We start from the raw sequence: 11,906 nt of genomic DNA, 5'->3' as shown, positions 1-11,906 counted from the left end.
CACCATGACCGACACTTCCCCTGTCTGCCGCCGCCTGGTCGGCCGCACCGCCGTCGTCACCGGAGCCGGCAGCGGCATCGGCCTGGCCACCGTCCGGCGGCTGGCCGCCGAGGGCGCCCACGTCGTCTGCGCCGATGTGGACGAGGTGAGCGGCAAGGCCGCCGCCGAGGAGGCGGGCGGGCTCTTCGTCCGTACCGACGTCACCGACGCCGAGGAGGTCGACGCGCTCTTCAAGGCGGCGTTCGACGCCTACGGTTCGGTCGACATCGCGTTCAACAACGCGGGGATCTCACCGCCCGACGACGACTCCATCCTGGAGACCGGCCTCGATGCCTGGCGCCGGGTGCAGGAGGTCAACCTGACCTCCGTCTACCTCTGCTGCAAGGCAGCCATCCCGTACATGCGCGCCCAGGGCAAAGGCTCCATCATCAACACGGCTTCGTTCGTGGCCCGGATGGGGGCGGCGACCTCGCAGATCTCGTACACCGCGTCCAAGGGCGGGGTGCTGGCGATGTCGCGTGAGCTGGGGGTGCAGTTCGCGCGCGACGGCATCCGCGTCAACGCGCTGTGCCCGGGGCCGGTCAACACCCCGCTGCTCCAGGAGCTGTTCGCCAAGGACCCGGAGCGGGCCGCGCGGCGGCTGGTGCACATCCCGGTCGGCCGTTTCGCCGAGCCGACCGAGATCGCCGCCGCCGTGGCGTTCCTGGCGAGTGACGACTCCTCGTTCGTCAACGCGACGGACTTCCTGGTGGACGGCGGTATCGCCGGGGCGTACGTCACCCCGGTCTAGCACCCGCACGCGCAGGGGGCCGTCAATGCGCCCCCTGCGCCGGCTCTCCCCTGAGCCGCTGCGAACGGAGGACCAGCAGCATCTCGAAGCGCTGGTCGGGGTCGTCGATCGCGTCGCCCCACAGGTCGCGGATCTGGCGCAGCCGGTAGCGCGCCGTCTGCGGGTGGATGCCGAGCCGCTGGGCCACCTCGGGCGCGCCGCCGGGCGTCTCGATCCAGGCGAGAAGGGTCTCGGCCAGCCGCTTCGCCGCGGTCGGGCCGAGGCCGTCCAGCGGGGCGAGGCAGCGGCGGGCGGCCGCGTCGATCAGCTCCCGGGACGGCAGGAGGACCAGCTCCTCCGTGCGCTCGGTGCAGTGCAGCACCTCACCCTGCGGCAACAGGTTCTTCTTGATCAGCTGGACCGCGGTCTCCGCCCAGCGCAGCGAGGTCGCCGCCCCGGCCAACGGCACCGACGGGCCGATCGCGCCGGACCAGCCGGCGGTGGCCCGGCGCAGGGTGTCCGCCCGGCCCGCCGTCTCCGGGTCGGGGATGACGATGCGCGGCTGCTCGCTCTCCATCTCCAGCAGGATCCCCTGGCCCACCGCCGGGGCCACGGCCTCCCGGGCGGGGCGCATCAGCACGCCCACCGCGATGGTCTTTGGCAGCTCCCAGCCGACGCGGGCCGCCCGCTCGGCGAGCGTCCTGGCCGAGTCGCCACGGGGCTCCACCAGGAGCAGGTCGATCAGCTGGCGCTGGAGGCGCAGCCGCTCGCTGGCGCGGCGGGCCGCCGCCTCGGCGTAGCCCAGGACCGACTGTTCCACGAGGCCGTCCAGATACTCGAATCCCGATTCGGCCAGTTCGTACATGGCGGGCGCGGCGATGTCGACCTGCTGGCCGATCTCGGCGAACCTGCGCCAGGTGAGCCGGACCCCGAGCCGGTAGACGGCCTGGAGGGAGTCGAGGCTGCGGCCGTGCAGCCCCTCGCCCCGGCCGAACTCCTGGAACACCTCCGGCGGCACCCTGGGGTCGGCCGCGCCGGAGGCGAGGTGGCGTACGAAGCCCTCGATGGCGCGGCGGATGCCGACCAGGGCCATCGGCTCGCCGGACTCGTCCTCGACGAGCTGGAGGTAGGGGTAGTCCTGCCGGATCTCGGTGAGGATCTGCTGGGCGATCTCCGGTGCCTCGGCCAGGGCGATGGAGGAGAACCGCTCCACCTTCGACCGGGGCACCTCCTGCCAGGCACGAGGCGTCACGAGCCGGCCGGACCGGTGTCGTAACTGATCAGCGGCGTGTTCGGCTGCTCGGGCGTGGCGTCGAGCAGGGCCACGATGCCGAAGGCGGCACCGAAGGCGAGCGCTGCGGCCACCAGGGTGGTCGCAGCGGCGGCGATGAGTCTGCGCATGATCGGGTCAGCTCCTTGCTGGAGTCGATCCCTGCTCCGTGGTGGCCGGGCCCCTCCGGCTGGCACACAGTGTCGACAGTCCATTGACATCCCGTCAAGGGCTTGCTTACTGTTCACGCCAATCAAGGGCTGACCGGCCCGGGGCCCGTGCACCTCCCGCGAAGAGATTCGACCCAGGAGTGCCCGGATGCGCCGCAATGCTTCACCTCTGTCACTATTTCTGCTGGGTGCGGGGGTCTTTCTGCTCGTTCTCGCGCCCCTGCTCGTCTGGTATGTCCAGCCGCAGGCGAAGCGCACCCCCGTAGATATCGATACGACCACGGTCTTCACCGGGACCGGCAGCTACTTCGACACCTCGAAGGTCGAGACGGTCGAGGGCAAGGAGATCACGATCACCCGCCAGGTGCGCGGGGACGTGGCCGACAGTGTCAAGAGCGGCAACGCCGTGTGGGACGTCTCCACCTCCGTCGACCACGAGGGGACCCTGCCCGCCTCCGACCCGCGCGACGCCCTCCAGTGGACCATGGAGCGCTGGGTGACCGACCGGACCACCAATGAGCCGGTCCACTGCTGCGGGGAGACGCCGACCTTCGACGGGGAGGCGTATCTGAAGTTCCCCTTCGATGTCGAAAGACGTGCTTACCGCTGGTGGGACGGCACCCTCGGCGGCGTCGTCCGGCTCGACTACGCCGGCAGGAAGAAGGTGCAGGGGTACGAGGGGTACGTGTTCAAGGGCACGGTCGAGCCGACCCGAACCGGCGTGCGCCAGGTGCCGGGCGTGCTCGTCGGCAGGCCCCGTACGCCGCAGATCCTCGCCGAGGAGTGGTACTCCAACAGCGGCATCGAGCTGGTCGTGGACCGGCGCACCGGGCGCATCATGAACGCGGCGATCGGCCCGAAGAAGACACTGCGCGCGCCGGGCTCGTCGAAGGACGCCGTCACGCTGCTGGAGAGCAAGCGGGTCGAGTTCACCAAGGAGACCCAGCTCAAGCAGGTCGAGCTGGCGTCGGCGGACAGCGACCGGCTGGCGCTGCTCTCCGGGACCGCGCCGGCCGGGGCGGTCGGGCTGGGTCTCGTCCTCGCGACCGTGGGCACCGTGCTCGTCGTCCGGGGGCGCAGAACGGAGCCGGAGGCCCCGAACACTCACATGATGACGAACTCGCCCACCTGAGTTACCGGCAAGTTGTCGCATCGGTGAGTAGCCGGGGGCGTAGCCGTACCGAAAACTGTCTATCCCCACCACAGCACGGCCCCCGGTCTCTCATCCCTTGTTCGCGCGCCCCACAGCCGCGTTCTCCACTTCCGTACCCGAATCCGCTCGTCCCGCTCCCGTGACGCCCCGGCCCCTCCCCTTTCCTTCCGTCCCTCTCCATCCCTTCTCCGTGTTCTTCAAGCCCCCGCCCCGAGTCCCCCGCCCCCCGAGCCGAGTTGGAGCACCCATGCCCCAGCACGTACCTCCCCCGCTGCTTCCCGCAGCCGCGCCACAGGGTCAGGGCCAGGTCTCCCCCAGGGTTTCCGCCTCCCCGAGACGCATCGTCTTCCTCGCCCACCGCGACCTGGGCAACCCGGCCGCGGGCGGCTCCGAGCTGCTCATCGACCAGCTCGCCCTCGGCCTCACCGAACGGGGCCACGACGTCACCCTCCTCTGCGGCGGACAGGCCGCGCGCCGGCCCTACCGGGTCGTCTCCGCGGGCTCCCAGCTGGGGCACTACCTCAGCGCGCGCTCCGCGTTCGCCCGGCAGGTCGGCAGCTGCGACCTGCTGATCGAGGTCTGCAACGGCATGCCGTACCTGGCGCCCCTGTGGCACCGCGGTCCGACCGTGTGCCTGGTCAACCACGTCCACACCGATCTGTGGGAGATGCGGTTCCCGGCGCCGGTGGCCCGCGCCGGGCGTCAGCTCGAACACTGGGCCCTGTCCCGGGCCTACCGGGAGCATCTGATGATCGCCGTCTCGCCGTCCACCGCGGGCGCCCTGCGCGAGCTGGGTGTTCCGGACGAGCGGATCCGGCTGGTGAACAACGGCGTCCAGGATCCGCTGCCGCAGAGCGAGCGGTCCGCGACCCCGCTCTTCCTGGCGCTCGGCCGGCTGGTCGACTACAAGCGCATCGATCTGCTGCTCCAGCTCTGGGAGCGGGTGCGGCCGGTCACCGGCGGCCGGCTCGTGATCGTCGGTGACGGTCCCGAGCGGGAGAAGCTGGAGCGGCTCGCCGGCCCCGACGTCGAGTTCGCCGGGCACGTGTCCGAGGCGGAGAAGCACCGGCTTCTGTGCGCGTCCTGGATGCTGCTGCACCCGGCGGCCGTCGAGGGGTGGGGGCTGGTCGTCACGGAGGCCGGGACCCGGTCGACCCCGACGCTCGGCTTCGACGTCCCCGGACTGCGCGACTCCGTCGAGGACGGGGTCACGGGCATCCTCGCCCGGGGCGAGTCGTCCTTCGCCGCGGCCTGGTGCGCGCTGGCGCTCGACGAGGAGCGCCGCGAGGCGATGGGCAAGGCGGCTCGCGAGCGGGCCGCCGCCTACCGGTGGAGCAGCAGTGTGACCCAGCTGGAGGCCGTGGCCGCCGAGGCGATCAGCGGTACGCGGTCCTGGTCGGCGGGTGCCCGCTCGTGAAAGACCCGTCCTTCCGCCGCTCCCTCACCCTGTTCCGCGCCTTCATGCGCGAAGAGGATGACCCGGCCACCGTCTACACCCTGCTGGCCAGGGACGCGGCGGACCAGGTCGAGCGGTACGTACCGCTGAAAGGGAAGGTCGTCGTCGACGTCGGCGGCGGCGACGGCTACTTCACCCGCGAGTTCCGGCGGCGCGGCGCGCAGAGCTATCTCTTCGAGCCGGACCCCGGCGCGCTGCGCACCAGGCCCGCCCAGGGGCCGCGGAACACGGTCGTCGCCGACGGCTACCTGCTGCCCCTGGCGGACGGGGCGGCCGATGTCGCCTTCTCCTCCAATGTGCTGGAGCACGTCGCGGACCCGCACACCTTCATCAGCGAGATGGCGCGCGTCACCCGCCCCGGCGGGCTGATCTACGTCTCGTTCACCAACTGGTACTCGCCGTGGGGCGGCCACGAGTGGGCCCCCTGGCACTACGCCGGCGCCGAGCGCGCCCGCGCACGCTACGAGCGGCGCACGGGCCACCCGGCCAAGCACCGCCTCGGCGAGAACCTCTTCAGGATCGGCGTCGGCCCGACACTGCGCCATGTGCGGGGCCGCACCGACGTGGACGTGGTGTCCGCGCGGTCGCGGTACTGGCCGGTCCTGCCCGAACTTGTTACCCGGGTGCCCGGACTGCGGGAATTCGCCACCTGGAACCTCCTCCTCATTCTCCGGCGGTGTTCATGACCAGCGCAGTCCACCTCCCACCCCACCAGTCCCCGGACGGCGGCGACCCGCCACCCGGCAGACCGGTCGACGACCCGGCGGCGCCCCGTTCGCGGCGCTGGCTGCTGGGGTTCTGGGCCACGGTGTTCGTGGCGTTCCTGGCGGTGTCACCGGGACGCATGACGTTCGACACCAAGCTCGGGGTCGTCGTGGATCCCGGGCGGTTCCTCAGCGACCTGGGCGAGCTGTGGCACAGCCGGTCCGGCTTCGGCGGGATCACCGACCAGTACATCGGCTACCTCGTGCCGATGCTGCCGTACTACGGCCTGGCCGACCTGCTGCGGGTGCCGACCTGGCTCGCGGAGCGGCTCTGGCTCTCGCTGATCGTGGCGGCCGCCTTCTGGGGCGCGCTGCGGCTGGCGGAGCGGCTGCGGGTGGGCTCCTCGGCCACCCGGCTGCTCGGCGCGCTCGTGTACGCGCTGTGGCCGACGTACACCATCGTCGTCGGCTCGACCTCGGCCGCCGCCCTGCCCGGCGCGCTGCTGCCGTGGGTGCTGCTGCCGCTGACGGACCCGCGGCTCGCGCCCCGTATCGCCGCCGCCCGTTCCGCGCTGCTGATCCCGCTCATGGGCGGGGTGAACGCGGCGTCCACGCTGGCCTCGCTGCTGCCCGTCGGGCTCTACCTGCTGTCCCGGCCGGCCGGTCCGCGCAAGCGGGCACTGCTGCTCTGGTGGATCCCGGGCGTGATCCTCGCGACCGCCTGGTGGATCGTTCCGCTGCTGCTGCTGGGCACCTTCGGTGAGAACTTCATGCCGTACGTGGAGTCGTCGTTCACCACGACGACGACCATGTCGGCGACCGAGGTGCTGCGTGGCGCGGGCAACTGGGTCGGCTATCTGAACTTCGGCGAGCCGTGGCTGCCCGCCGGGTGGACCGTCGCCACGGCGACCGCCACCATCCTGGGCTCGGCGCTGGCCGCCGCCCTGGGTCTGGCCGGTCTGGCGCGGCGCGATCTGCCGGAGCGCCGCTGGCTGGTGCTGACCGTGCTGTCCGTCGCGCTCGTCACGCTCGCCGGGTACGGCGGTGCGCTGGGCGGTCTCTTCCACGGGACCGTGCAGGAGTGGCTGGACACCTGGCTGGTGCCGTTCCGGAACATCTACAAGTTCCAGACGGGTCTGGCCCTCGCCCTGGCGCTCGGCCTGGCGCACATCGCCGCCGTGGCCTCGCTGCGGCTCGGCCGCGACGAGCGGGTGCCGGTGCGGGCGCGCCGGCTGGCGCCGGTGATCGCCGCCGTGCTCGTGCTGCCGGGTCTGGCCTGGCCGTACGTCAACGGGTCGATCCTGCAGCCGGGTTCGTTCAAGGAGATCCCGGACCACTGGTCGAAAGCCGCGGGCTGGCTGAAGGAGAACTCGGCGAACGACCGGGCCCTGGTCGTTCCCGCCACCGCGCACGGCATCTACACCTGGGGCTCCACCATCGACCAGCCGCTGGACGTGCTGGCCGACACGCCGTACGCCCAGCGCGACTACGTCCCCTTCGGCACGCCGGGCAACCGGCGGGCGATGGACGCCGTCGAACAGGCGCTGACGTCCGGGGGGCAGGTGCCCGGTCTGAGCGAGTACCTGAACCGGGCGGGTCTGCACTACGTCGTGGTCCGCAACGACCTGGATCCGGACCAGCTGGGGTACGTCCCCACCACCACGGTCAAGCGCACGCTGGAGGCGTCCGGCTACAAGAGGGTCACCGGCTTCGGTCCGGTGATGACCGGTGGCCGCATAGCCAACGACACCCCTGTGCAGATCGAGGGTCTCTACCCGCGCCAGGAGGCGGTGGAGATCTACGAGCCGCCCACCGGCACCGAGCGTCCCGGCCGGGCGGGCATCGCCCCGGTCTCCTCGACCGCCGTCGTCAGCGGCGGGCCGGAGTCGCTGCTGCCGCTCTCCGCGAGCGGCGCCCTGGACGGCCGGCCCACCGTGCTGGCCGGTGACGCCCACCCGGGCGTGGGGAAGCCGTCGCTCTACGCGGCGGGCGACGGACTGCGCCGGGCCGACACCCGGTTCGGCCTGGTCAACACCAATACGTCCCACACCTATACGGCCGACGAGCGCAACGCGCCGGAGTCGGAGCAGGACCCGGGCGCCGCGCCGCGGCAGATCCTGCCGACCGAGGGGAAGGAGCACCAGACCACGGCGGTGCTGCGGGGCGCGAAGTCGGTGAGCGCGTCGTCCATCGGCAACTGGCTGTTCCATCTGCCGCAGTACGACCCGGCCAACGCCTTCGACGGCAATCCGGACACCGCCTGGGCGGAGGGCTCCGCCGCCTCCCCCAAGGGCGAGTGGGTGCGGATCGACTTCTCCGGTACGCAGGAGATCCCGGGATCGTTGCAGCTCACCCCGCTGCCCAGCAACGGTGTGCGGGCGGCGGCGACCGAGGTGCGGGTCGAGACGGACCGCGGCTCGAAGGACAGCCCGATCCGCCCCGACGGCTCCCCGCAGGAGGTGGCCGCGCCCGCCGGGCCGGCCTCGTGGCTGAAGGTGACGATCCTCAAGTCCCAGCAGGGACGCCCCGGTCTCACCGGCGCCGGGTTCACCGACATCGCCGTCCCCGGGGTGCAGGTCACCCGGATGCTGGAGCTGCCCTCCGACGCACCGCGTGAGGGCGCCGACGCGACGGTCTACTCACTGAAGCGCGGCAGCGACCCGGGCGGGCTCTCCGCCGTGGCCGCGGAGACCGGGCTGCACCGCCAGTTCACGGCGGGTCAGGCCGGCCGGTACACGGTCGCCGCGAGCGCGGTGCCCGTGCCGGGCGAGGCGCTGGACAAGCTGCTGTTCGACCTGACGGGCAAGCGCGACAAGATCCTGGTCAGCGCCGACTCGACGGCCCGCCTCGGCACCAATCTCAGCGCGCGCAACCTGACGGACGGCGACCTCACCACCGCGTGGATCGCGGGCGACCGCCCCGTACTCCATCTGTCGTGGCCGGAGAAGACCCAGATCGGCGAGATCGTGTTCGCGGCGGCCGGCGGGATCTCCACCCGGCCCGAGCAGGTCCAGATCAGCTCGCCGGACGGCACGGCGGTGGCGGCGGTGGACGAGAACGGCATGGCCCGCTTCTCGCCCATCACCACCGACAAGATGGACATCACCATCTCGCGCCAGGCACCGCTCACCGTGCACAACCCGTTCGCCGGAGGCCAGTTGCAGCTGCCGGTCGGACTGAGCGAGGTCTACATCCCGGCGCTGGACAAGTTCCGCTCGCCGCAGCCCGCACCGGAGAAGAAGTTCAGCCTGCCCTGCGGTCAGGGGCCGGTCCTCTCCGTCGGCGGCACGCTGATGGAGACCAGGGCCGAGGGCCGGATCAGGGACCTGACACAGCGTCGACCCATCGCCGTCTCGCTCTGCTCCGAGCGGTCCGAGGTGGAGCTGAGCGCGTCGACCCACACCGTGGAGGCCGGTGACGCCGGTCCGCTCGCCATCACCGACGTCACGCTCTCCAACGGGGAGACGAAGGCCCCGGCGGCCACCGCCCGGACGGTCGACGTCAAGGAGAGTGACGGTGACCGGCGCACGCTGACGGTCGGCGCCGGAGAGGCCTCGTACCTCCAGCTCCACGAGAACCACAACAAGGGCTGGAAGGCCACGCTGGACGGCAAGGAGCTGACGCCGCTGCGGATCGACGGCTGGCAGCAGGCGTGGCTGGTCCCCGAGGGCGAGGGCGGAACGGTCACCCTGGAGTACGAGCCCGCGCTGATCTACCGGGCCGGGCTGATCGGGGCCGGGGTGCTGTTCCTGGTCCTGGTGGGACTCGCCTTCGTACGCCGCCGGGGCTCCGGTCCGACGGAGGGTTCGACCGAGCGTGACGAGCAGTCCGTGCCGCCGGCTCCCGGGCTGATCCTGGGCACCGTGGCGCTGACCCTGGTGGGCATCGTCATCGCGGGACCGGTCGCCCTGGTGGTGCCCGTGCTCGCCGTACTCGCCCACTTCCGCCCGTCGTTGCTGGCGCCGGTCGCCTTCGCGGCGATGGCCGGGGCAGGGGTTGTCGTGGCCGTCAGCACCGGGGAGTACACCGCCGTAGGAAAGGGTGCCTTCGGGGCGGTGCCTCAACTCCTCGCGCTGATCGCCCTGTTCGCCGCACTGGTCACGGTCGGGTCCGTCCCGAGCCGGGGCAGGCGACGGGCCGGCCGGGGTGCCGAACCCGCGGCCGCGACGGCCGGCGACGGGGACCCGACGATCCCGCAGCAGCAGGTGGCGCCACCGTCCGGCCGGACCCTCTCCGCCGACGCCAAGAGGCCGCACACCGACCCGCCCGCGCGCGGTCCGGGCGGCCCGACCGCTCCGCCCGGCAGCGGAGGACCCACCGGATGACCGCCACGCACCCCGCCCGGCCGTACGCGGCCGGGCGGCTGCCCCGGGTACCGTTCCCCGTCGTCGACGAGGTGGACCGGCACTGCGCGCAGGACGCCGAGCCGAGCACCGTACACATCGAGGTCCATCTGCCCGGCCGGGTCGAGGAGGACCGGCTGCGCGCCGCGTTCGCCGCGTCGCTGGCGCGGTTCCCGCGGGCGCTGATGCGGGAGCGGCCGCGCGGACCGCTCGCGCGGCGGTACGAGTGGGAGCTGACGGCGGCCCCGGACCGGGACCCGGTCACCTTCCTGCCGGCCGCGTCCGGGGCGCTCGACCGGGCGCGGGCGGCGTCCCTCGCCGTCGCCCCGCCGCTCACCGTCTCACCTCCGCTGCGGGTCGAGGTGGTCGAGGAGCCGGACAGGGAGGGGTGTGTGCTGGTGTTCACCGTGCACCACACCGCGCTCGACGGGCCCGCCTGTCTGCGCCTGGCGGCGACGGCCGCCGAGATCTACAGCGGTCGGCCCCTCCCCCCGCCGTCCGCCCCGGCCCGCCCGGCCGCCGCACCACCGCCCCGTCACTCCGGGCCGTCCGCCCTCAGCCGGCCGGCCCGGGTGGCGGCGGGCACCCCTGGGACGGTGCCGGGCAACGGGTTGCTGCTGGCCGAACTGCCGGTGCCGCGGCGGGAGTCGGGCGCGCCCTACACGGTGAACGACCAGCTGATGGTGGCCACCGCCCTGACGGTGGCCGACTGGAACCGGCGGCAGGGGGCGGCCGAGCGGCCGCTGCGGATCACCATGCCGGTCGACGACCGGCCCCGGGGACCCGAGATGCCGATCGGCAACGGCACCCGGCTGGTGGAGGTCGGCTTCGACGCCTCGGAGGTGGTGGCCGGCCGGGACATCGCCGGGCTGCTGCGCCTGACCGCCGAGCGGACCCGGGCCCTGAAGGGGCAGCCGCGTCCGCAACTGGGCCGCTCGACCTCCCTGTTGACCACCCCTCTGCTGCCGGTCGCCGTGCGTGCGGCGTACACCCGGGGGCTGCGGGTGCTGGCGGGGCCGTGGACGTCGACGACGCTGCTCAGCAACGTCGGCCGGATCCCGTACCCGTTGGACTTCGGCGACGCGGGGAGCTCCCGCGCTCTGTGGATCTCCGCGCCTGCCCGGATGCCGAGGGGGCTGACGTTCACCACCGCGTCGACGAACGGCCGCCTGCACCTGGCCCTGCGCTGGTCGCGGACCCTGCTGGGGGACGAGGACGGCGAGGCGCTGCTCGGCCTGTTCACCCGTCATCTGGCCGCGACGTCCTCGGAGGCTCCGTGACCGGCACCGTGCCCCTTCCGCCGGGGGCCGACGCCCCTGTCTCCGCTCCCCCGCCCGGGCTGCGGGACTTCTACGAGAACCCGGCCGTCCCCGTGGCGTCCGGCGACGGGCGCAGCAGACGCCAGGCGCGGCTGCTGGCCGCCGCCCTGGGCGGGCGGACCGGCCAGGTCATCGTGGACGTCGGGTGCGGCGACGGGACGGCCGCCGCCACCGCCGCGCCGATCCTCACCGGGCACCGGCTGATCGGCGTCGACTGGTCGCAGGACGCGCTGCGCCGGGCCCGTCCCCGGATGGGTTCGGTGGTCCGGGGCGAGCTGGAGCACGGCGGGCTGCCGCTCGCCGACGGGTGCGCGGACGCGGTGCTGTTCAGCGAGATCCTGGAGCACCTCGTCGACCCGGACCAGGCGCTGGACGAGCTGCGGCGCATCCTGAAGCCGGGCGGCCACCTGATGCTGTCCACCCCGAACCTGGCCGCCTGGTACAACCGGGCGCTGCTGCTGGCCGGGGTGCAGCCGGTGTTCTCCGAGGTCAGCCTGCGCGGGATCCACGGCCGCCCCGGCTCGGAGGTGGTGGGCCATCTGCGCCTCTACACCGCCCGGGCGCTGCGCTCCTTCCTGACGGCCTCCGGCTTCGAGGACGTGAAGATCACAGGCGCCCCCTTCCACGGGGTGCCGCGACCGCTGCGGCTGGTGGACAGGGCCGCGTGCGCGGTACCGGGTGCGGCGTCCATCCTGCTGGCCCACGCGCGGCGGCGATAGCGC

Annotated in this window: 9 protein-coding genes; 7 read left to right on the top strand and 2 right to left on the bottom strand. The window is 72.9% G+C overall.

The features are described 5' to 3' along the window. Window positions 1-4: 4 nt before the first annotated feature. Window positions 5-790 carry a 3-oxoacyl-ACP reductase gene (locus tag AMK21_RS25145; RefSeq protein WP_073881437.1) on the top strand — a complete coding sequence of 262 codons (786 nt, stop codon included), beginning with the start codon at window positions 5-7 and terminating at the stop codon, window positions 788-790. Window positions 791-812: 22 nt separating this feature from the next. Here AMK21_RS25145 and AMK21_RS25140 read toward each other — a convergent pair whose 3' ends face one another. After that, window positions 813-2,021 (bottom strand): helix-turn-helix domain-containing protein, encoded by a 1,209-nt coding sequence (locus AMK21_RS25140; protein ID WP_073881436.1) that lies wholly within the window; start codon window positions 2,019-2,021, stop codon window positions 813-815. Beyond that, window positions 2,018-2,170, bottom strand: a complete 153-nt coding sequence (locus AMK21_RS35545; RefSeq protein WP_199863281.1) for a hypothetical protein — start codon at window positions 2,168-2,170, stop codon at window positions 2,018-2,020. Before AMK21_RS35545 ends, AMK21_RS25140 begins: the two co-directional genes overlap by 4 nt. 187 nt (window positions 2,171-2,357) lie before the next feature. On the opposite strand from AMK21_RS35545, the gene AMK21_RS25135 reads away from it, so the two are divergent. The 6 genes from AMK21_RS25135 to AMK21_RS25110 all read left to right on the top strand — a co-directional run bounded on the left by AMK21_RS25135 (window position 2,358) and on the right by AMK21_RS25110 (window position 11,903). Next, window positions 2,358-3,341, top strand: a complete 984-nt coding sequence (locus tag AMK21_RS25135) for a DUF3068 domain-containing protein (RefSeq protein ID WP_073881435.1) — start codon at window positions 2,358-2,360, stop codon at window positions 3,339-3,341. A gap of 268 nt (window positions 3,342-3,609) precedes the next feature. Next, window positions 3,610-4,779, top strand: coding sequence for a glycosyltransferase family 4 protein (locus tag AMK21_RS25130; protein WP_073881434.1), 1,170 nt, complete (start codon window positions 3,610-3,612; stop codon window positions 4,777-4,779). Further along, window positions 4,776-5,504, top strand: a complete 729-nt coding sequence (locus tag AMK21_RS25125) for a class I SAM-dependent methyltransferase (protein ID WP_073881433.1) — start codon at window positions 4,776-4,778, stop codon at window positions 5,502-5,504. Before AMK21_RS25130 ends, AMK21_RS25125 begins: the two co-directional genes overlap by 4 nt. Continuing rightward, window positions 5,501-9,847, top strand: a complete 4,347-nt coding sequence (locus AMK21_RS25120; RefSeq protein WP_073881432.1) for an alpha-(1->3)-arabinofuranosyltransferase domain-containing protein — start codon at window positions 5,501-5,503, stop codon at window positions 9,845-9,847. The genes AMK21_RS25125 and AMK21_RS25120 overlap by 4 nt, the downstream gene beginning before the upstream one ends. Next, window positions 9,844-11,145 carry a condensation protein gene (locus tag AMK21_RS25115; RefSeq protein ID WP_073881431.1) on the top strand — a complete coding sequence of 434 codons (1,302 nt, stop codon included), beginning with the start codon at window positions 9,844-9,846 and terminating at the stop codon, window positions 11,143-11,145. Before AMK21_RS25120 ends, AMK21_RS25115 begins: the two co-directional genes overlap by 4 nt. Next, window positions 11,142-11,903 carry a class I SAM-dependent methyltransferase gene (locus tag AMK21_RS25110; protein ID WP_079181246.1) on the top strand — a complete coding sequence of 254 codons (762 nt, stop codon included), beginning with the start codon at window positions 11,142-11,144 and terminating at the stop codon, window positions 11,901-11,903. Before AMK21_RS25115 ends, AMK21_RS25110 begins: the two co-directional genes overlap by 4 nt. The last annotated feature ends 3 nt before the right edge of the window (window positions 11,904-11,906 follow it).

Origin of the sequence: Streptomyces sp. CB00316 (assembly GCF_001905595.1) — a bacterium.
Lineage (GTDB): Bacteria > Actinomycetota > Actinomycetes > Streptomycetales > Streptomycetaceae > Streptomyces.
The sequence above is the reverse complement of the archived record's forward strand: the minus strand, read 5'-3'. Positions and strand labels throughout refer to the sequence as shown.

What these genes read in the sequence shown, in the direction of transcription:
- AMK21_RS25145 (WP_073881437.1), top strand. Translation starts at nt 5, where the DNA reads ATGACCGACACTTCCCCTGTCTGCCGCCGCCTGGTCGGCCGCACCGCC.
- AMK21_RS35545 (WP_199863281.1), bottom strand. Translation starts at nt 2,170, where the DNA reads ATGCGCAGACTCATCGCCGCCGCTGCGACCACCCTGGTGGCCGCAGCG.
- AMK21_RS25135 (WP_073881435.1), top strand. Translation starts at nt 2,358, where the DNA reads ATGCGCCGCAATGCTTCACCTCTGTCACTATTTCTGCTGGGTGCGGGG.
- AMK21_RS25130 (WP_073881434.1), top strand. Translation starts at nt 3,610, where the DNA reads ATGCCCCAGCACGTACCTCCCCCGCTGCTTCCCGCAGCCGCGCCACAG.
- AMK21_RS25120 (WP_073881432.1), top strand. Translation starts at nt 5,501, where the DNA reads ATGACCAGCGCAGTCCACCTCCCACCCCACCAGTCCCCGGACGGCGGC.
- AMK21_RS25115 (WP_073881431.1), top strand. Translation starts at nt 9,844, where the DNA reads ATGACCGCCACGCACCCCGCCCGGCCGTACGCGGCCGGGCGGCTGCCC.